The organism is Paenibacillus sp. 10L310 (genome assembly GCF_056395745.1).
The window spans coordinates 152,152-173,740 of the sequence record NZ_JBFTKC010000005.1 but is presented as its reverse complement, the minus strand read 5'-3'; the positions used below and the strand labels follow the sequence as shown (position 1 = coordinate 173,740).

Here is a 21,589-nt window from a genome sequence, read left to right as displayed (position 1 = left end):
AAATGTGATCCCTTCCATTCGTCATTCGTGTCTGTCTGTAGTTTAAGCATATGTGACATGCTTCTTGGAGGGACTAGCCAGTTAACTATATTTATACCATTTCAGCTATAATCTATGAAAATGATGTAAATTTATAGATTAATAACTCGGTTATTCCGCATTATGACAAGTGAATTGGGATGTGATAAGTATCAGGACTGTGCATTCGCCCGTACGACTTTCTGTGCACCTGCATAGGATGATGTAAGAGCCTACGGGCGAATCTTACAGGTATTCGAAAGGCGGATGGAAATGGCTCTACCTGTCTACCATATCAGCTTGTCTCCAACCGAATATCAACAGTTAACGTCCAATATATGGTCAGAGACGTTTGTGAACAGCACGATGCAGATGGACGGTAAGCCGTTTCCGATCCGGCTTCGATACCGTGGAGGACATACACGCGGTTATCCCAAAAAATCATTTGAGGTTCGTACATCCAGCCGAACGTATCATTTTAATGCGGAGTATGATGATCCTTCGTTGTTGCGCAATGCACTTTCTTTTCGTTTTTTTGAGTCGATTCGTGTACCCGCACCGTCTACACAACACTGCGTACTCTATCTGAACGGGCAACTTTTGGGTGTATACCTGCGGATCGAAGGGGTGAAATCCTTCTTTTTTCGTCAAAGGAAAATCCCTGTGCGCAGTATCTTCTATGCGGTGAATGATCATGCTGGTTTTAGGATGAATTCGGAATCCTCTTCAACAAGTACCGATTTATTGTCCGGATACAGCTTAATTCGTGGCAAAGATGTGGATCGCACAAGGCTACGTAATTTTATTCAGCAGTTGAACACAAAGTCCAGGTTGGAATTGTTTCGTTTTTTACAGTCGAGGGTGGATACAGACAATTATTTACGCTGGTTAAGTGGAGCTGTGCTTACAGGGAACTTCGATGGATTTCATCAGAATTACACATGGTATGAGAAAATCAAAAGCGGAAAATATGGCATCCTGCCTTGGGATTATGAGGGTACTTGGGGGAGGAACTGTTATGGAACTCGAGTTGACCCCAATCTTGTTCGAATTCAGGGGTATAACAGACTTACCGGACGATTGCTGGCATTCCGCAGTTTCCGTCAACAATATAAAAAGCTGATGCGCCAGCATCTGATGAATGCTTTTACAGAGAAGCGAATTATGCCCTTGGTGAATCGGTTACACAATGAGATTCGGGAAGATGTCAACAAAGATCCTTACATGAAATGGCCCATGGATGTATTTGCAGGTGAACCGGAAAGAATTCGCGAATATGTGGTGAAACGTCGGGAGTATCTAAGTGAAAAACTACATCAGCTGTAAGCACTTAACTAGCGTGGGGAAGGGAGACCTTCCTTTTTTTACTGCCAAAATGAAGAGAAGTTTATTGTATTGGGAAAAGTAGGGTAATAAGAATAGAAGCGGCATTGTAAAATACGCTATAATAACCATATGTGTACATAGAAATGATTACATATTGGACGCTGTGGAGAAAACAACATGTCTAATGGAGGCTCTGAGCTGGAACGTGTTATCGGTTTAGGGTGCTCCGAGCCGGAGGAATGCTTATGATCAAGCTGTTGTACTACTTGAAGAAGTACCGAGTTGCCGCGATTGCAGCCCTGGTCATGATGTTAATTGAGCTTGCGGTGGAGCTGGCTCAGCCTTATCTGATCTCCAAGATCATTGATAACGGGATTCAGCAGGGAGACCTTTCTGTCGTCTGGTTGTGGGGCGGTGTGCTGGTTGGCAGTGCTGTTGTGGCTTTTGCTGCTGGAATTGCCAGTTCGTTCTTTGCATCCCATGCAAGTCTGGGGTTCGGATACGATCTGCGGGAGAAGTTGTATGAGAAAGTGCAAACGTTCTCTTATGCCGTCTTTAACCGGTTCGCGACATCGTCCCTGATTACCCGTTTAACGGGGGATGTGACCCAGGTCCAGGACACGGTCTTCATGAGTCTGCGATTCATGACACGTGTGCCCCTGGTGGTGATTGGTAGCATGATTATGGCAGTGATCGTGAACCCGAGGTTGGGTCTGCTACTGGTTGTCATGGTGCCTGTACTGCTCATTGTTGTGGTGTGGATGATCAAAAAAGCAGCGCTGCTGTTCCGCAATGTGCAGCGCAGACTGGATGCCGTCAATGGAGTCATCCAGGAGAATCTGACAGGCATTCGGCTGATCCGTGTCTTCGTACGGATGGGCCATGAGATCGAACGCTTTGCCGGATTCAGCGGCAAGCTGATGAAAGGCACAATCTCCGCGCTGCGCTTGACGGAGACCACGATGCCGTTCATGTTGCTGATGATGAACGTTTGTATCATCGCCGTGTTATGGTTTGGACGAGTCGACATTGCCTCCGGTAATGCAACCGTGGGTGAAGTGGTCGCCGTCATTAACTACCTGCTTCGCACAATTGGTGCCATGTCTGCGTTGTCATGGATTCTGGTAACCTTCTCGAGAGCAAGCGCTTCGGCGCAACGGCTGAATGAAGTGTTTAATACGGAGGACACGTCGGAGACTGAACAGACGATATCAACGTCTGCACCATCTGCTGGATCTATGAAATCTTCGCATTTTCCGCAATCTGTATACCCGGCGAAGAAACAGCGCGCTGTGCAGGGAGCGGTTGAATTCCGCAGTGTAGGCTTCAGTTATCCGAATAGTGAAATTACAGTACTGGATAACATCACATTTACGGCAAAAGCGGGGGAGCGTATTGCCATTATGGGAGCAACAGGCTCAGGCAAATCTTCGCTGGTACAGCTTATTCCGCGTTTATACACAGAGGATCAAGGAAAGGTACGGATTGATGGTGCCGATGCATCAGAGCTGGATCTGTCCATGCTGCGTGGTGCGATTGGTTATGTGCCTCAGGAGGTTGTCCTGTTTACCGGTTCCATACGGGAGAATATTGCCTGGGGTCAGGAAGATGCTACCTTGGATGAGATCGTGGAAGCCGCGAAGCGCGCGCAGATCCATGAAACAATTGAGAATTTACCAAACGGTTATGATACATTGCTGGGTCAACGGGGAGTGAATCTCTCCGGTGGACAGAAGCAGCGACTTTCCATTGCACGAGCACTGGTACGTAGACCAAGAATTTTGATTCTGGACGATAGCACAAGTGCGCTGGATGTGGCTACAGAAGGCAGACTGCTCGATGCGCTGGAGGAATTGTCGTGTACCACGTTTATCATCACCCAGAAGATCAGTTCAACCACTTCGGCGGACCTGATTCTGCTGCTTGATGATGGACAACTCATTGGGCAAGGAAAACATGAAGACCTGATGGAGTCGTCAGAGCTGTATCGTCGAATCCATGAATCACAATACGGGGAGGGTGCACAGCATGTTCAAAGCATTCATTGAGCCTTTCCGTCAGCCACCGCCTCCGATTGATCCGGAGACGTTACGGTCAGGCGGTGGTCGCAAACCCAAGGCACGGGCGAAGAACTGGTCAGGTACGCTAGGTCGTATCTGGACCTATCTGGCACGTCGCAAGGTTAAGCTGTCCATGGTACTGTTGATGGTGTTTGCCAGTTCCGCACTCGCTTTGCTTGGCCCTTACATGGTAGGGGTGGCCGTGGATGATTTCATCGCGGGGGAAGCCGGGGCAAGCTGGACTCGGTTTCTGATTGGATTAACCGCAGTGTATGTCTTGTTCTCTCTTACATCCTGGTTACAAAATATATGGATGATCGAAATTGCACAGGAAACCGTGTTCCGCATGCGGTATGATCTGTTCTCCCATCTGCACAAATTACCGATTCCATTCTTCGGTAAACGCCAGCAGGGGGAGATTATGAGCCGGGTGACCAATGATATCGAGAATGTCAGCGGTACGTTGAACAGCTCGGCGATCCAGATTTTTTCGAGTGTATTAACACTGCTCGGAACGTTTGGGGTTATGCTCTGGCTCAGTCCGCTACTGACCCTGCTTACCTTTATCGTTGTGCCTCTGATGGCCATCGGCATGCGTTGGATTACGCGCAGAACGGGACCGCTCTTCAAGGAGCGGCAGCGCAATCTCGGTGAACTTAACGGTTACATCGAAGAGACTTTATCCGGGCAGCGGATCATTAAGGCATTCTCCCAAGAGGAGCGAGTGATTCGCGGTTTTGAGGAACGGAATACCCGCATCCGGATTTCCGGTTTCTGGGCACAGACGATCTCTGGTTTTATCCCGAAACTGATGAATGGATTGAATAACCTGAGCTTTGCGATTGTGGCGGGCATCGGTGGTATTCTGGCGATTCAGGGTTCGGTTACAGTCGGGGTGATTATTATCTTTGTGGAATATGCCCGTCAATTCACTCGTCCGCTGAATGATCTGGCGAACCAGTGGAATACGTTATTGTCCGCGATTGCGGGGGCTGAGCGCGTATTCGAGGTGCTGGACGAAGATGAGGAAGCGAAGGATGAAGGGGCAGCGATATCTCTGGACAAGGTAGAGGGAGCCGTTCGCTTCGACAAAGTATCCTTTGGATACGATGAAGGACGTAACATTTTGCATGAGATCAGCTTTGAAGCCAAACCGGGTGAGATGATTGCCCTTGTGGGTCCGACCGGAGCGGGGAAAACAACATTAATTCAGCTGTTATCCCGTTTCTATGATCCAACAGGTGGCACATTAACGGTAGATGGTCGCGATATGACCACCATTCGGCGTGAGAATCTGCGGTCACATATGGCATTTGTGCTACAAGATTCATTTCTGTTTCAGGGCACGATTCGAGAAAATATTCGATTTGGCCGTCTGGACGCAACGGATGAAGAGGTGGAAGCAGCCTCCCGGCTGGCGAATGCCCACTCCTTCATTGTGCGAATGAAGGATGGATACGACAAAGTGCTCCAGGCCGATGGGAGCGGCATTAGTCAGGGGCAGAAGCAACTACTCGCCATTGCCCGGGCAATCTTGGCAGATCCATCGATACTCGTACTGGACGAAGCGACGAGCAGTATTGATACTGTTACGGAGATTAAAATCCAGGAAGGGCTGCAACGCCTGATGCAAGGCCGTACCAGCTTTGTTATTGCCCACAGGCTGAACACGATCCGTCAGGCCGACCGGATTCTGGTGCTGAAGGATGGGCAACTACTGGAGCAAGGCTCGCATGATGCATTGCTGGAACAAGGCGGTTTCTACAGCGAGCTGTATTACAGTCAGTTGCGTAAAAAGGCGCAATAGTCATTTTGGATAATATGGGACATGTATTAGAGAACTTGTAGGTATGTAAAAAGAGCAGGGATGAGGGCACGATGCTCCTCAATTCTGCTCTTTTTGCATATTCCCTTGAAGGAAAATGGAAAACGGAACTGTGATTGTATGTTAAAATAAGAATATATTGGAATAGGTCCGTTTTTGGACGGTTGCCAGCGGTTTTGAAGCATGAGAATGAATTTATACACGTATGCCTGTAGTCAGTCATGTGATGCATTAAAAGAGAGGAGGGCAATGCGGAATGGAATTTAAATTTGGGAATGCTGCTCTTCTTCTTCCCCCTTTACACATTACGATTATCGCAATCATTATTATTTTCATTCTAGTAAGGTGGAGCAAGCAGTTAGAAACAAGACGTTTTACGGTTTTCTTTTACTTTTTGATTAGTACGTTCATAACGCCAATTTATTCTCAAAGTACAACAAATGGTGTCTTTGAGCTATGGATCCCCGCAGGGTTTATTTTGGTTTTCTTTTATTTGATTCGTAGCGAAAGATATCATCCATCTAAAATGAAAGCGAGTATCTTAGGATTTTCAATAGCGTTATATCAGTTAATTCTTCAATATGTCGGATAACGGGACGTGACAGGACAGGATAAGATAATTCAACAAGAACAAGTAAGCAATAGGTTGAAAACAAAAGAGCAGATCCTGATCACAGGACCTGCTCTTTCTCATTTAACTCCCAATAACTTTCCAGTTATTAGCCTGCTCCACCGTTAACGGTTGGTGTCTGCGGATATAATCCTCCACCAGTGCGGCCATGTCCGTGGCACCTTCGTGCAGTACCTTTTTGCCCAGATACATTGCATAATCCCCGCCGCCAGCAGCACGGTAGCTGTTCATCACCACAGAGTACATGCCATTCATGTCCATTGGCTTGCCTTCATGTTCAAACTTCACAACTCGACTGCCAACAGGTTGGGAGATATCCAGCTCGTATTCCATGCCAGCCCACATATCGTAATTATAATGTTGTGGTTTGGGTTCCATATAAGCCGGATTGACTGCCACCTCACCAGAAGCATTCACTTCAAAGTAACGTGCCGTTTGTTCCAGTGCCTCCCGGATATCCTGACCACTCAACTCCAGCAGCGTCAGAGTATTAGGATAGATGAAGTTGGATAACACGTCCCGAACGGTGATGTGACTCCCGAAACCGCGAGCTTCTTCACTCAGCATGGCGGTATTGGAGAGCTGCGCTCCAGTCGCTTCCATCTGCACTTGATGTACAAAAGCAATGAATGGATGTGCCTTGAGTCGCAGAGCCGTAGCATTGGTGATGGATAAATCCCCAGCCACCTCGCCAATAGGTTGATCAAGCCATGCTTGTGCCTCAGTTTCCAGCTCTTCCGTCAGTTTCATGACGGTTGCATCAGGTTCAACCTCATGATGTTCATCCAGAAGTAACAACCGAGCCTGCTTATCTGTAATCTGCCACTTGCCGCCCGATGATTGTTCCAACTGAAGGGATACATGCCCCGCACCATTTCCACTGAATCCCGGCTGAATGACGGTTACACCATGAATATTAGCGGTAAGCTGACGATGCTGATGTCCAGTAAGCAACACATCGATGCCTTCGATGTCCCGGCAGATGGCATAGCCTTGATTTTCCCCAGTTAACCGTTCGGTGGGCTCGCCTGTCTCCAGATCACTCTCAAATCCACCGTGATAACTGACAACCATTACATCTGGTTGTTCATGCTCATGGATATAGCTAACCCATTTACGAATGGTCTCTAAGGCATCAAGGAACTGTAAACCCTCAATATTTTTCGGGTGCTCCCAGTTCGGTATGTAGTGCGTAGTTGCGCCCAAGAGGGCAATTTTAACACCCGTAGACAAGGTTTTGATTAGATACGGAGGACCGAAGGCAGGTACGTCTGGTTGCTCATTTTTTACAATATTGGCAGACAGCCAGGGGAAATTAGAAGCTTCAACTGCTCCGCGCAACAGACTCTGACCATAGTTAAACTCGTGATTGCCCATCACCGCAGCATCATAACCGAGTTCATTCAGTACCGTTATGAATGGATGCACCTCGTTTTTGGAAACCTGTGAAGCTGCATAGGAGGCCAAGGGTGATCCTTGCAACAGATCCCCGTTATCCACCAGCATCAATTCAGGTGCACGTTCACGTTCCTTGCGAATCAGGGAGGCCAGCAGGGCAAGCCCAGCCGGGCGGTAGGCATTGGTATTGTAATGAATGGGACGGATCGCCCCGTGCAGATCACTGGTATACAGAATATCGAAGCTTGCCGTATGGTTTGTGGATGTCATTTTACAATCTCCTCTAATATATAAGTTCAGATATATGGAATTACTATAAAACGGAGAAGAATGAATAGCTTGAAGAACCGAAGTATGCGCCGTTATCTCCGATGTTCTTCCTATATCTTCAACCATAATGAGCCTATTCTAACAGATACAAGTCGCGCTGACAGCCTGACAGGAAACTTTACAAAACTCCAAATTTCGTTTCACATCGCGCTAATATTTGGCAACTATAGTAGATAAGTACTGAAAAATAGAAACTCTTTGGAGGGTGTTCGTTTGAAGAAGTCTGCTTTATTTTTACCATTGTTGATTTTGGTTCTGTTTCTGAGTGCTTGTGGGTCTAGCAGTAGTACAACAGGTTCGGCTAACGGGGATAATTCGAGTTCGAATGCATCCGGTACGTCTACGGCAGAGACAGAGAAAGCTGTCGAAGGTTATGTGCCAACTGAACTGACGGTTCAATTTGTTCCTTCCCAGAACGCAGATACGCTTGAAGCCAAAGCGAAACCGCTGGAGAAGTTGCTTGGTGACAAACTGGGCATTCCGGTAAAAGTCAGCGTATCCACCGACTACAACACAATTATTGAAGCAATGGCTTCCAACAAAGTAGACGTAGGTTTCTTGCCTCCGACAGCTTATGTACTGGCTAAAGAAAAAGGCGCTGCGCAGGTTATCTTGCAAGCACAACGTTTCGGTGTAAATGATGAGACAGGTGCTCCAACCGAAGAGTTGGCGGATTCCTATAAATCCATGTTCATTGTAAAAAAAGACTCTCCGATTCAATCCATCGAGGACCTTAAAGGTAAAAAAGTGGCTTACCAAAACGTAACGTCTTCCGCAGGTTATGTATGGCCAGCAGGTCTGTTGCTGGACAGGGGCATTGATCCATTAAAAGATGTAACACCTGTAACGTTGAAAGGTCATGACCAAGGTGTTATCGCTGTATTGAACGGTGACGTTGATGCAGCAGCTATTTTCCAAGATGCCCGCAACACGGTAGCTAAAGACTATCCGACTGTATTTGAAGATACACGTGTACTGGCGTTCACTGAGCCTATTCCTAACGATACCATTGCCGTTCGTACAGACATGAATGCAGATTGGACTGCGAAGATCAAACAAGCCTTCATCGATATCGGTAAAGATACTGAAGGTCACCAGATCATCAAAGAAATCTATACGCATGAAGGTTATGTAGAGTCCGATGATAGCAAGTTTGAGATCGTTCGTCAGTATGGCGAAAAAGTGAAAGGTGAATAATTCTGATCTAAAAGTAGTTCGGGATCTGTTCACTTTGTAGTAGCTTTCTTGGATGGGAACAGCTTAATCGTAGCAATGGACAGGCCAGTTCAGCGTGATCTACGCTGCGCTGGCTTGTGCCATTATAGCAAGGACTCATGTATGGTTGATCATTATGAATGAAAGAAGGATATTGTCATGATTGAGCTTCATAACGTTACCAAAACTTACGCTAACGGTACCAAGGGCCTGGATAATATTAATCTGAAATTTAAGCAGGGTGAATTCATTGCTGTTGTGGGTCTGTCCGGTGCGGGTAAATCAACGCTCTTACGCTCCATTAACCGACTGCACGACATTAGTGAGGGCGAGATTCTGATTAACGGAAGTTCCATCACGAAGGCACAAGGCAAACGGCTGCGCATGATCAGACGTGACATCGGCATGATTTTCCAGAGTTTCAATCTGGTAAAACGGTCCAGTGTACTACGTAACGTACTCGCTGGACGGGTTGGATATCATTCCACTATGCGTACCATTATGGGTCGTTTTCCAAAAGAGGATATTGAACTGGCATTCACTGCGCTGGATCGTGTGAATATTTCGGAGAAAGCTTATTCCCGTGCAGATCAGTTGTCTGGTGGACAACAACAGCGTGTGGCTATTGCTCGTGTACTGGCACAGGAAGCAAAAATCATTCTGGCCGACGAACCGGTTGCTTCACTTGACCCGCTTACAACAAAACAGGTCATGGATGACCTGAAACGCATCAATCAAGACCTTGGGATTACGACGATCGTCAACCTTCACTTTATTGATCTGGCGAGAGAGTATGCGACCCGTATTGTCGGATTGCGAGCAGGCGAGGTGGTCTTCGACGGCCCGGTAGAAGAGGCAACGGATGAGCGCTTTGCAGAAATATACGGCAGACCAATTCTGGCTGACGAATTGTTGGACAAGCAGGCTGTGCATGAGCAGGGAGAAGTTGTGGTATGAAGGGGCAGTCCAACGTTCCACTTCAGAATTCAGGCGGAGTGGGGAAGGAACCTGGTTCCAGCCCGGCTCAGGTTGTGAATCGCCCAAAACCGCCTGGGCGTACGAAACATTTGCTCACCTTAGTGATCATTCTGCTCCTTCTGTGGGCCAGTGCCAAGCAGACGGATGCCAGCTTCACGGAGTTGTTTGAAGGTTTTCCCAACATGCTGGATCTGCTGAAGGAGATGTTCCCGCCCCGGTGGAGTTACTTTGATAATATCGTGCAAGGCATGCTTGAAACGATTCGAATGGCCCTTATTGGGACAACCATTGGTGCAATTATTGCGATTCCAGTCTCGATTATCTGTGCCGGTAACCTGATGCCAAGTCGCTGGATCTACTATCCGGCGCGCTTTCTGTTGAACCTGATTCGGACCGTGCCGGATCTGTTGCTTGCTGCTTTGTTCGTTGCTGTGTTTGGTTTGGGGCCAATCCCCGGAATCTTGGCACTGGCTGTGTTCTCGATAGGTCTGATCGCGAAGCTGACGTATGAGACGCTGGAAACCATTGATCAGGGGCCGCTGGAAGCGATGACGGCTGTTGGTATGAACCGGATTCAGCTCATTGTATATGGCGTGGTGCCGCAACTGGCTGCCCAGTTCACATCCTATGTGCTGTATGCCTTCGAAATTAATATACGTGCTGCTGCCATTCTGGGACTGGTGGGAGCCGGAGGGATTGGACTCTACTATGAGGCCACACTTGGTTTCCTGGAGTATGACAAGACCAGCGTAATCATTCTGTTTACCCTCGTCATCGTTCTGGTCATTGATTATGTAAGTACTAAGCTGCGGGAGAAATTGCTATGATGAAAAATGAAACAAGCCGCATCCGGCCTAAACCACGGAAGAACCCGCTACGCTGGGTCATTGTGTTACTGTTAATCCTTGTGTATGTCTGGGCGCTTGCCGGTGTACCGTTTACTGGTTTCAAGGAAACTGCCGCTCAGATTATGAAAGCCATTGTAGCCGGAATTTTCTCACCGGACTGGGAGTTTGTATATTTGCCTGAGGGAGAAGACCTGCTGCGCGGACTGCTAGACACGTTGGCAATCTCCGTACTAGGTACTGTAATCTCGGCCGTGCTCTGTATTCCATTTGCCTTCTGGTCTGCCCGTAACATGAGTGGGCATCGTTCCATCTCGGGTGCAGGCAAAATGGTACTCAGCTTTATTCGCACGTTCCCTGAGATTATCATGGCCTTGTTGTTCATCAAGGCAGTAGGCCCCGGATCGTTCGCAGGGGTACTCGCCCTTGGGTTGCACTCCATCGGCATGTTAGGCAAGTTGTACGCAGATGAAGTTGAAAATATCGACTACGGCCCATCCGAGGCGCTGCTTGCCTCCGGAGCCAATCGTATGCAGCAGTTGTGGTTTGCCATCCTGCCACAGGTTATGCCTGGCTTCCTGAACTATACATTGTATCGTTTTGAGATCAATGTACGTTCCGCGACTATACTGGGTGTAATTGGAGCAGGGGGTATCGGTACACCGCTGATCTTTGCGTTAAGTACTCGGAACTGGCCGCGAGTAGGTATAATCCTGCTGGGTATTATCGTGATGATCACGATTATTGACTTGATCTCGGGGTATATTCGTAAGAAGCTGGTGTAGAGTTAATGTGGCGCTACGAATATATTAGATGATAAATTAAGATAAGTTGATAGCGTAAGAAGAGAGGGCTATTCGGTGCCGAATATTGGCAGGGATAGTCTTTTTTTGTGTCTGTAAATAAACATCGGTGCGTTCTTGTTGCTCAGCTAACCTTTGAGGAATAAGAGGATTCCAAGAATATTTATAAGAATGATTGAATTATTTTCCAAATCCATGTAATATTAATAGGTTTCTATATAAAGGGAATTAAGGATATTAATTATTACTCCTGCTAGATACCCATACAAGAAATGAGTTTTTCGAAAGGAAGGTGACCTATGGAAATATTTTATTTTATATGGATTGTATTTATGGTATTGATATTGCTGTACAGAATGATCTTTCAGAAGTTTAAAAAACATAACAGAGAAAATATTGGGCTCAGTGCAATCCTGATCATTTTCACGGGAAGCAGTTATACGTTTACACAGATGAACTTGATTTTTGTCATTAGTGTCATCGCCGTGGCCGTTTATTGTGCTGTATGGAACAGCATTCTATTTGTTAGAAATGGCTATGAGCCAGAACGTTTGAAATGAATGAAAAAAACCGAAACCATGTTGCCCTGTGAATCAGGCAATGTTGGTTTCGGTTTTTTAGTTGCTTGGTTAAACGTTAGGCTTCTTTAATGAGACTTAGCTAGCCAAAGGCAATGCTTTAGTAACTTGAACCGTAATTGTCTCTGTGCTGGTTACGCCTGCAGCGTTGATCAGCTCAGCACGATACGAATACGTTCCGTTAGCGCGACCGGACAATTCAGTTGTAGCACTTTGGGAAGCTGGTGTTGCTGCGTTCAACGCCTGTGTATCAATCAATACATCATTCTCATAGAGACGGTATTCGGTTGCATTTGTACCCCACCAGAGGTTCATGGATACGTTGTAGTTGCCGTCACCATCCCAGTTGTTTTGGGACAACGTAGCTTTGCCTGGAGCGGCATTGGTTACTTGTACCGTCAGCACATCACTGCGTGTTGTGCCTTTGTCATTGGTCAGCTCGGCTACGTAAGTATACGTGCCGTTGGCTTTGCCTGTAATGGCGGTTTTGGAGGACTGAGCCGATGGTGAAGCTGCAGTCAACTTCTGCGTATCGATCAGAACGCCATTCTCATACAGTTTGTACTCGGAACCATTTTCGCCCCACCAGAGGTTCATGCTTACGTTATACGAACCTTCGAACAGGCCAGAGGTATATCCATTATCAGAAGAAAGCACCGGTTTACCCGGTGCTCCTGCAGCTGGAGTGGAAGGCACTTCGCCGCCACCTTGCTCTTCAGCAGGTACAAAATCATTCAAGCCTCTAGGTTTCAATTGATATACATCTTTGAAAATAGCGGAAACGCCTGTGATATCGATTTTGTCACCAGCAACATAAGGGAAGGCAGTCTCTGTTACACCTGTACGGGTGTCTACACGGATGTGTGTGCTCGTTCCATCTGCTGCTACCGCGTCGAATTCAAAAGATCCAACTGGTGTAGCACTGATGATATTCTCAATCGTTACATTTTTCAATTGAACCAGTTGACCTTGGTTCGCATCTGTAATTGCAGTAACCTCGATTGGAGCAGGTATAGAAGCCGTACCTGTTTTCTCAATCGCAACGATATCGGTAAGCTCGAACTCGCTGTTATAGATGGTTGTTGCTGCTGTTACTTTCACCTTGTCACCAGCATGGAAGCCGCTAGTGTGCTGGAATACGTAGATTCCAGCAGTTTCATCTTGAAGATAGAAGGCTTGTCCACCAAATGCACCCGGCTCTGTCGTCACAACACCTTCGATAGTTACGGTAGTGCCAGCAGCTTTGGTGCGTGCTTCAGCAACTGTGATAGCTGCTGGAATCGGTCCTTCTTCTTCCGGAAGCTGTTCTGCTGGCACATTGCCAACAGTCACGGCATTGGTGATCAGGTTGCTGCCATTCAGACGCAGACGCAAGCTGGCAGCGCCAGTTGTACCTGGTTTGATCCGGACGTTCAGATCTTTGATCCCGCGACCTTGGCTGTCCGAGGTTACACTGAATGTGGAACTATAGCCGTACGAAGTTGGCCAAGTACCACTTTCATTCTGGATCATGGCGACCTGTGTTCCACCAGTCAGATAGATACCGGCACTATAACCGGATACGGTTGTGTTGGGAGCCATGTTCTCCACAACTACACGAATCTGGAAGTCTTCTGCATTCGGAAGGGTATCCTGTTTCACGAAGCTGTATGCAGCGTTCGCACTGGATGCAGGGCCACCGTAAGAACCAGCTTTGAATGTGGAACGATCGTACCACTTGTATCCGGCAGCAGGTGCGGACCAAGGTTCAGCTTGTGGTTCTGTGGAAGTAGCCGGCTCTTCGAATGGCAACAGCGCTGTAGCTGTGTCCAGTTCAAGTCCGTTCACTTCAGTTAGGCTTGTGTAGTTCTCTTGTGTAGCAAGCCAGTTTACGGTGTTCACGAGCAACACGGCATCATCGGCTTCTTTAAAACCGTCATACGTTGTTTTGCGTGTGCCTGTCTCTTCACGCAAGTATTTTGGTGATGCATCTTCTACTGGAGAGGAGTCACCGATGAAGGCAGCTTTACCTGCGCCCAGCTTGGATACAGCCACGTAAGGACCTTCTTCAATCCCGCCGCCGTTGTAGACACCTTGGTCTACCGCGTTATTCCATTTTGCGTTGGTTTTTGGCAGGTACACAATACCTTTTGCCTTTTCCGGATCGGTGATTGCAAGTGTTGAACCGGCGTGCATGGCTACAGCCGATACGCCTTCTGTGATGCCGAAAGCTTGATCTGCCGGTACAACGATATTGGCGTTGATATCGCCAAGTGCGTTATAGCGGAAACGTACGCCGAAGTTATCGGACAACCAGTCCGAGCCGGTTACATTTTGCATCGCTTCAGAATTACGCTCATCGGTGCTCATACCTTTGGCCGGATCTTCGAATGCTCCCCGACGATAGCCGTTGATGACTTCAGAGCCATCCCAGCGGTTTTTATTACGGTCTGCATTATAGTGATCTCCAACAAAGAAGATGCTGCCGCCCGTTTCAACATATTGTTTCAGTGCTGCTTGTTCGGATGTTTTGAAAGGAATTTGAGGCTCTGCAATAACGAATACGTTATACTCTTTCAGATCATCATAGGTAAATGGAGTTGTCTTGCGAAGTTCTTTGACATAGTAACCATCATTCGCGAGTGCATTCCCGAAGTCGGAGAAACCTCCATCAATGACCCAGTCTGCAGCTCCAGCCGTTTGGCCGTGAGAGTTGTCGAACAATACTTTTTTACCTGCATTTTGGTTCACAACCTTTGCCTGGATGAACGGTGCCGGGTCTGTCGGTCCTTCCGCATGAACCGACGCATCTCCATTCCATAATCCGACCTGAAGCGGCAAAGCCATGGACAATGCCAGGAGTGATTTTAAAAATACTCCTCGCATACCTGTTAATTTACCCAACCAAATCCCTCCCAAATATTAGTTGATTCATGAGTTCGTCCATATTCTACCACATGAAAATCTCACATAGTCATAACAATTTGTAAAAATTAACTCGATATTTGTAAAATTGGGTCTTTTGACATATCCATAGGTATTTCGGTCCCGTCATAATCCATTCATTTCTGCGTGCATATTGATTTTACGCAAATAAAAAGCCATCTCTTATGAGATGACTTTGGCCCGAATTCGATTGACGGCATGGAAGACAGAGGATTTAATCATGCCTTCACTGCGATTCACCAGCTCTGCTGTTTCCTTAATGGAGTATCCATGGATGAGGCGAAGTTCTAATATTTTACGATGTTCGGTGTTGTTAATATGGGAAACAAGATCATGAACACCTTCGCTAATTTCAAGGTGGGATGTATCGACGTGATGGGTAGGTACCTCCAGACGACTGTCTCGTCTGAGTGTACGGGTTCGCCTGCGGAAGCTGTCCATCGCCAGGTTACGGGCAATGCGTTTGAGATAATAGAGAATGCGATCTTCAGGGATATCCAGGGTAACGTTCATTAGTCGAATGAAACAATCCTGTGCCAGATCTTCTGCATCTTGCGGTTGTTTGACGATATGGGATAGATACCTTGTGATTTCTGATTTATAGTTGATATAAGCATCATTAATTTGTGTGCTGTTCATATGATGTGAATCCCCCTTGGATACAGATCAGGCTTGGGTCCGGTCTGGTATGAGTCTCTTTATGATCCAAGTATATCGGGAGGTTGTTTCCAAAAGGTTCAGAGTTGTATCGGAGTTGTAACATTTCGTGCTTCCCTCTATTCAAGCATACGGCTTGGGATACAAAATATAGGCAGATGAAGGAAATTCATAGAGCAGGGAGATTACGAAAGTATCATGAGACAAAAAGAGATTTTAATTATTGAGGACGAGGAGTCCATTCGCGATATTTTGTCCTATTCGTTACGTAAGGAAGGATTTGAGATCAAGGAAGCAGCTACGGGAAAAGAGGGTCTGGATCTGCTTCGGGATTCGAAGCCGGATCTGATCCTGCTGGATCTGATGCTGCCAGATATGAGCGGTTTTGATGTGTGCAGGCAACTATCTGTGAACTCCAAGATACCTGTCATCATGATCACTGCGAAGTCGGACATGCTGGACAAGGTACTTGGCATGGAGCTTGGGGCGGATGACTATATCACGAAGCCTTTTGATATCCGTGAGGTGGTTGCGCGAATTCGGGCGATTTTTCGCCGGATTGATCTGATCAGCGAGACACTGGAGAATCAGTCCTATGAGGTGGTAAGGCTAGGCAAGCATATTGAGATCCGCAAGGATGAACGGGAAGTGTGGAAAGACGGGGAACGGGCAGGACTCACGAATAAAGAATATGATCTGTTGTTATTTCTCGTGACCCATCATCGTAAGGTGCATACACGTTCTGAACTACTGGACAAGGTATGGGGATTTGATTTTGCAGGGGACACCCGAACAGTGGATATTCACGTGCAACGGATTCGCAAGAAACTGGATAGTGGTGTGCAAGGCATTTCGATGATTGAAACGGTATTCGGTGTGGGGTACAAGCTGAATATTCAGGTACAGACATGAAGTGGACGATCCAGTTCAAAATGGTGGTGCTATTCTCGGTCATTGTATTTATCGGATTCTCCGTCCTGTTGATTCTGTCCAATAAGGTAGCCCAGGAGAATATGTATCGGGAAGTGCATGAGGATATGGTGCAATCCAAAAGAAATCTGGACATCGCGCTGAATCAGTACTTTCTGATACATAACAAACGCATGAGCAGAGACTCGCTCGAAGCAGGGAGTCGCGAGCTCGCGGAGCAGATTGGATCAGCCGTTGGTGGGGAGATTATAGTATATCGCCCCGATGCTTCGCCATACGAATCTGTTGGCAGCGAGGTTAACGTTGCTAAGCGGTCTGACCATCCTGATGTGGAGGAAGCCGTACATTCCCGGATTGCTTACACCACAGTTGTGGATAAGGGTCGGGTCACAGCCAGTCTGTCCTTCCCTCTCCAGATGGATCAACAATTGATTGGAATCGTACAGATGAAGAAGGATTACACGGAATTGTTCAAACGCAACCTTCGTTTTCAAAATACAATCAAGTTTTTTGCAGCAGTTATTTTCGTATTTGTATTTATCGCATCCATCTTTATTTCCCGGAAAATTACACAACCCATCCGTGTACTCACGAAACGTTCTGCGGAAGTGGCCCAAGGAAGTCTGAATGCGGACATTCAGATTACAACCAAGGATGAGATCGGTGAATTGGCTTCAAGCTTCACCGTCATGATTGATCGGGTTCGGGAGCAGATTGATGTGATTGAGCGAGAGCGGGACGAAGTGAAGCAAGTACAGGCGAGAAGCAAAGTCTTTTTTGACAATGTGACACATGAATTGAAGACACCCTTAACGACGATTCTGGGATACGCCCAGATTTTACGGGATAATGGATTTACCGACCAGGACTTTTTTGACAAGGGCATGAATTATATCATCAAGGAAAGCCAGCGTCTCAACACGATGGTTGCGGATATTCTGGAGGTCTCGGTCTCCTCTGCGGTCATTCAGGCATACCGGTTCGAACGTATCGATATATCAGATATTATTCGTGAAGCTTGTGAGGACATGTCGATTAAGGCGAGCAAGTACAATATAGGCATTCACTATGAGCTGGAGGAACATCAGTATTTACAGGGAGATCGGGATAAGTTGAAGGAGGTCTTCCTCAACATCCTGGATAATTCGGTCAAGTACAGTGATGTGAACTCCATTATCGAAGTACAATCCTTCCGGTTAGGTGATTCTATCGCTATTGTGATCCGTGATCAGGGGGAAGGAATCGGTGCTGAAGCGCTACAACATGTATTTGAACCCTTTTACCAGGATAAAGGAATCAACAGGGCCGAGAAAGGCAGTGCCGGGCTGGGTTTATCTATTGTGAAGAACATCGTTGAGCGTCATGGAGGAACAGTACAGATGAAGAGCATCATGCGGGAAGGGACACAAGTGAATATCAGTCTTCCGGGGGAAATGAACGCATGAGACATCCTGGATTTTGGCGTAAAAACCGTGACAGATTGATGCTGTCAGGGTTGTTGATCGCATTTGTCAGCGGGATTTTTGGGATTGGGAGCCTGTTCAGTCTCGGAAATCTCAAACCAAGAACGGTGATTTTGCCAAGTGAGCAGTTCAACAGCCGTCTGGCACCACCACCGAGCAGTACGATTCAGATCGAGTCGGCTACCAAGATTCCAAATGACTTTGCGATCTTTGATTTTGAAGTGTTAGACCGGAATACGATTATATTTAATCAGCCGGAATTTTCCTATTCAGGGCTCAAGTTGTCTCTCCTGCATCTGGATGATAAGGAAGTGAAGAACATTGCGGCTAATACGGATTACGGTGTAACGATCAGCCCGGATCACAAGAAAATCATTTACTCCCAGTATCGGGCAGGTCAGACGCAGAAGACAACGTATGAGTATATAATACAGAGCGGGGAACGTCGCAAGCTTCCGTACGACAACTCGTATTATCGAGTGTTTGTAGGGAATGAATCCTACATCGGTCAGGATGATCTGTTATTTAAACAAGTTGATCTGAGCCAGGGGACGAGTCATGTCATCTACACGTATGAAGAGCTGATGAGCATGTTCACAGGACCAAAACAAGGGAAAGGTTCGAGTGATACGTTTATCGTTATGGATGTGTTGCAGGTCAGTGAGGATCACCAACAGTTTTATATACTGGTGATGCTGAAAGACAAGTATGCCATCTATCGTGTATCGCTTGAGGATGAGCATGAAGTGAAGGCGTATGCTGCAATGGAAGACATCCAACAGTACAAGTTGCTGAAAAATGGTGACATGCTCATCCAGGGAACGATGAATAAGGTTCAGGGGCTGTATCGGTATCACGCATCGGAGGAGCAGTATGATCTGTTATTACAAGGTTCGATCTGGAGCTTCGATCTGGATGCAGATGAATCCCGAATAGCTTACTTTTTCCCGATGGACAGTCAGAATCAGAAAAATGAGTTGCATGTTGCCTACCTGAATGACAGCAAGATTTCGTCGGATACGGTGATCTATCGCAATATTGATAACTTCATCAGTCTGAAATGGAATGACGATGAATTATTTGCTGTAAGCAGCTCAGTGGATAAAAGTGAAATGTACCGCTTTAGTTTCAGAGCCTGGTAAGCTGCGGAAGGTATACGAATATAAGACCTTGGTCTGATGGGGCGATAGCTGCTCTGTGGACAAGGTCTTTTTTTGTTATGACATGTTACAAGTTGGATACAACTCCGGCCAGCCCGGATACATCTCCACCCTATAATGATAAGGGAATGTGCTACACGAATCTATACATACAAGTTCAAAAAAACTGGTTTTCAGTACCGAGAAGATGGGATGAAGCTAGAAATGGAGTAGCAGAGCGTAGGGAAAACTACGTGAGCAACGGACATTTCGGCTGAATTCTATATTCGATGTTGATGATGTCATTAGACATCCTTCGTAATCAAAAGCGGGCTTTTTTGAACAACCTCTGTACATATTTAGCAAGTAGAAAGGAAGACATGTAGCAATGCTTCAAGTTGAACAATTATCCCATTCGTTCCGCAATGGCCAGGGAACCGTGCCGGTGCTTCAGGATATCAACCTGACGATTGGAGAAGGCAAGATGGTAGCCCTGCTGGGCAGTTCTGGTTCGGGTAAATCCACACTGCTGAATCTGATGGCGGGGCTGATGAAACCGGATCAGGGCAAGATTCTAATTGCGGGACAAGATATTGTACGTTTCAGTGAGAATCGCCTGGCTGAGTTCAGGCGCAGTCATATCGGGTTTATTTTTCAATCCTATGAACTGCTGTCCAATCTTACGATCCGGGAAAATGTAGAGTTACCCTTGGTGTTTATGGGGATAAGCCCTTCGAAACGCAAAGCAAAAGCATTAAAGCTGTTGGAACAGGTTGGACTGGGTGAAAAAACAAAATTGTTCCCGTCCCAGTTGTCGGGCGGTCAACAACAACGTGTCAGTATTGCACGTTCGCTCATTACCGAACCCTCGGTGATCTTTGCAGATGAGCCAACGGGAAATTTGGATACCGAGACGGAGGAAGAGATTATTGCGATTTTGCAGCAGCTAAACCGGGATATGAATACAACCTTTGTCATTGTGACACATGAAGCAGAGGTCGCGGAGCAGATGCAAGTTGTGCTTACACTGCAACATGGAATATTGGTTGAAGAGGCTGTAAGGGAAGTTTGAGGCAAAAGGAGAGGAAATGTGAGAATACGGGATGTAGCACGTATGGCCTGGGGACAGATCATTCGCAGAAAAATGGTCACACTGCTGTGCATGATGGGGCTGTCCATCGGTTCTGCCGCCATGATCATTGCACTTAGTGTGGGGCAGTCCGTACAGACCTATAGCGAGAAAACATTAAACGACAATTACAGGATGGATGAAATTACGATTACGCCTAATGAGGGCATTCGTACCGGCAACGGCAAGGGGAATGGTCAGACATCGAAGTTTGAACGGGGAGCATTGACGTTGGAAAAGATTCAGATTATCCAAAGACTACCCCATGTTGTTGCCGTGGCTCCCATGTTAAAGCTGGATTCGCTGGAAATGGTGCTTCCGGATGGTCGCAGCACGTATGTTGAGGTCATTGGTACCCAGCTGGAGACCCTGGGCGGGTTTGGATACAAGTATGCTGAGGGACGTGGGGCAGAGGATGGTCGTATGGCGGTAACCAGTTATGGGGCTGCATTTGGACTCGTGGACCCCAAAGTAACTCAGAAGTTATTCGAGCAGTTGAATGCTGATCCATATAACAATGAGCTTTTGGAGCAGTTTACGGAAATGTCTGCGAAGCAGGATCAGTTGGTGCAGCAGCGTATTCAGTTTCGATATGAAGATTATGCGAATGCGAGTAAAACCAAAATAAGTGGTTCTATACGCGTGTCTGGAGAACTGATGAAGCCTTCCAACATGGATGATATGAGCGCTCAAAACGATAAAAAAGTATATCTGCCGCTCGATACAGCTCGTGCATTGCAGGATGAGCTTGGATTACAGCAGGCCGACAGCAGTGCGGCCAAGCATCTTAACTCAGCTCTGGTCAAGGTTGAGGACAAACGTTATGTATCCCAGGTGGAAGAACAGATTAAAAAGCTGACGTTAAACACACAGAGCAATCTGTTCCAAGAGGAAGCGATGGCAGGTCAATTGGCGATGTACCAAAAAGCGGCATTGGGGATCGGTGGTTTTATCATGCTGCTGGCCTCATTATCCATTATTGTAGCGATGATTATGTCTACGCATCAGCGTCGTAAACAGATTGGTGTGATGAAGGTGCTGGGCGCAAATCTGTGGCAGATCCGTCAGATGTTTATTACGGAAGCAGCGATGCTTGGATTAATGGGCGGCGTGGCTGGTGTGGGGATCGCCTTTGCTGCCCTCGGCGGGGTGAACAGTCTGCTGGCGAGTCAGATGGCAGATCAGATGAATGGTCCGATGACCGTCGTTATTCAGCAGTCGGCTCTGCCACTTGGCATCGTTTTTGCTGTTCTGGTTGGCATTGTATCAGGTATATATCCGGCAATCAGCGCATCTCGGACCAATGCATTAACTGTGATCAAATCAATGTAATTTTATC

General features: G+C 46.9%; 17 protein-coding genes. 14 read left to right on the top strand and 3 right to left on the bottom strand.

Annotated features, from left to right (window positions below):
- The first annotated feature begins 291 nt into the window (after nucleotides 1–291).
- From AC1DE7_RS14480 to AC1DE7_RS14465, 4 genes are all read left to right on the top strand, one after another.
- A complete protein-coding gene (locus AC1DE7_RS14480; RefSeq protein ID WP_340983336.1) occupies nucleotides 292–1,344 on the top strand; it encodes a CotH kinase family protein in 1,053 nt (350 codons plus the stop codon).
- A gap of 245 nt (nucleotides 1,345–1,589) precedes the next feature.
- Nucleotides 1,590–3,392 (top strand): ABC transporter ATP-binding protein, encoded by a 1,803-nt coding sequence (locus tag AC1DE7_RS14475; protein ID WP_036606290.1) that lies wholly within the window; start codon nucleotides 1,590–1,592, stop codon nucleotides 3,390–3,392.
- A complete protein-coding gene (locus AC1DE7_RS14470; RefSeq protein ID WP_074093724.1) occupies nucleotides 3,373–5,211 on the top strand; it encodes an ABC transporter ATP-binding protein in 1,839 nt (612 codons plus the stop codon). The genes AC1DE7_RS14475 and AC1DE7_RS14470 overlap by 20 nt, the downstream gene beginning before the upstream one ends.
- A gap of 274 nt (nucleotides 5,212–5,485) precedes the next feature.
- Complete coding sequence (locus AC1DE7_RS14465; protein ID WP_340983334.1) at nucleotides 5,486–5,821, top strand: hypothetical protein; 336 nt, start codon at nucleotides 5,486–5,488, stop codon at nucleotides 5,819–5,821.
- A 102-nt stretch (nucleotides 5,822–5,923) separates the two neighbouring features.
- Here AC1DE7_RS14465 and AC1DE7_RS14460 read toward each other — a convergent pair whose 3' ends face one another.
- Complete coding sequence (locus AC1DE7_RS14460) at nucleotides 5,924–7,528, bottom strand: bifunctional metallophosphatase/5'-nucleotidase (protein ID WP_340983332.1); 1,605 nt, start codon at nucleotides 7,526–7,528, stop codon at nucleotides 5,924–5,926.
- Between the two features lie 258 nt (nucleotides 7,529–7,786).
- Between AC1DE7_RS14460 and AC1DE7_RS14455 the strand changes: the two genes are divergently transcribed.
- The 5 genes from AC1DE7_RS14455 to AC1DE7_RS14435 all read left to right on the top strand — a co-directional run bounded on the left by AC1DE7_RS14455 (nucleotide 7,787) and on the right by AC1DE7_RS14435 (nucleotide 11,989).
- Nucleotides 7,787–8,785 carry a phosphate/phosphite/phosphonate ABC transporter substrate-binding protein gene (locus tag AC1DE7_RS14455; protein WP_373865020.1) on the top strand — a complete coding sequence of 333 codons (999 nt, stop codon included), beginning with the start codon at nucleotides 7,787–7,789 and terminating at the stop codon, nucleotides 8,783–8,785.
- 177 nt (nucleotides 8,786–8,962) lie between these two features.
- Nucleotides 8,963–9,760: a phosphonate ABC transporter ATP-binding protein gene (phnC, locus tag AC1DE7_RS14450; protein ID WP_076253378.1), complete on the top strand. Its 798-nt coding sequence runs from the start codon at nucleotides 8,963–8,965 to the stop codon at nucleotides 9,758–9,760.
- Nucleotides 9,757–10,608 (top strand): phosphonate ABC transporter, permease protein PhnE, encoded by an 852-nt coding sequence (gene phnE, locus AC1DE7_RS14445; protein WP_036672541.1) that lies wholly within the window; start codon nucleotides 9,757–9,759, stop codon nucleotides 10,606–10,608. The genes phnC and phnE (AC1DE7_RS14445) overlap by 4 nt, the downstream gene beginning before the upstream one ends.
- The gene (phnE, locus tag AC1DE7_RS14440; protein WP_100526573.1) at nucleotides 10,605–11,411 is read left to right on the top strand and encodes a phosphonate ABC transporter, permease protein PhnE; all 807 of its coding nucleotides are present in this window, start codon (nucleotides 10,605–10,607) and stop codon (nucleotides 11,409–11,411) included. The genes phnE (AC1DE7_RS14445) and phnE (AC1DE7_RS14440) overlap by 4 nt, the downstream gene beginning before the upstream one ends.
- A gap of 317 nt (nucleotides 11,412–11,728) precedes the next feature.
- On the top strand, nucleotides 11,729–11,989 hold the full coding sequence (locus tag AC1DE7_RS14435) for a hypothetical protein (RefSeq protein WP_076253377.1): 261 nt from the start codon (nucleotides 11,729–11,731) through the stop codon (nucleotides 11,987–11,989).
- Nucleotides 11,990–12,085: 96 nt separating this feature from the next.
- Here AC1DE7_RS14435 and AC1DE7_RS14430 read toward each other — a convergent pair whose 3' ends face one another.
- On the bottom strand, nucleotides 12,086–14,872 hold the full coding sequence (locus tag AC1DE7_RS14430) for a DUF5689 domain-containing protein (protein WP_477534745.1): 2,787 nt from the start codon (nucleotides 14,870–14,872) through the stop codon (nucleotides 12,086–12,088).
- Nucleotides 14,873–15,094: 222 nt separating this feature from the next.
- Entirely contained in the window at nucleotides 15,095–15,571 is a 477-nt protein-coding gene (locus AC1DE7_RS14425; protein WP_340983328.1) for an RNA polymerase sigma factor, read from the bottom strand.
- A gap of 216 nt (nucleotides 15,572–15,787) precedes the next feature.
- Between AC1DE7_RS14425 and AC1DE7_RS14420 the strand changes: the two genes are divergently transcribed.
- From AC1DE7_RS14420 to AC1DE7_RS14400, 5 genes are all read left to right on the top strand, one after another.
- Complete coding sequence (locus tag AC1DE7_RS14420; RefSeq protein ID WP_036606313.1) at nucleotides 15,788–16,501, top strand: response regulator transcription factor; 714 nt, start codon at nucleotides 15,788–15,790, stop codon at nucleotides 16,499–16,501.
- A complete protein-coding gene (locus tag AC1DE7_RS14415; protein WP_477534661.1) occupies nucleotides 16,498–17,964 on the top strand; it encodes a sensor histidine kinase in 1,467 nt (488 codons plus the stop codon). The genes AC1DE7_RS14420 and AC1DE7_RS14415 overlap by 4 nt, the downstream gene beginning before the upstream one ends.
- Nucleotides 17,961–19,124: a hypothetical protein gene (locus AC1DE7_RS14410; RefSeq protein ID WP_477534660.1), complete on the top strand. Its 1,164-nt coding sequence runs from the start codon at nucleotides 17,961–17,963 to the stop codon at nucleotides 19,122–19,124. The genes AC1DE7_RS14415 and AC1DE7_RS14410 overlap by 4 nt, the downstream gene beginning before the upstream one ends.
- A gap of 385 nt (nucleotides 19,125–19,509) precedes the next feature.
- On the top strand, nucleotides 19,510–20,193 hold the full coding sequence (locus AC1DE7_RS14405) for an ABC transporter ATP-binding protein (RefSeq protein WP_036606319.1): 684 nt from the start codon (nucleotides 19,510–19,512) through the stop codon (nucleotides 20,191–20,193).
- Between the two features lie 18 nt (nucleotides 20,194–20,211).
- A complete protein-coding gene (locus AC1DE7_RS14400) occupies nucleotides 20,212–21,582 on the top strand; it encodes an ABC transporter permease (RefSeq protein ID WP_477534659.1) in 1,371 nt (456 codons plus the stop codon).
- The last annotated feature ends 7 nt before the right edge of the window (nucleotides 21,583–21,589 follow it).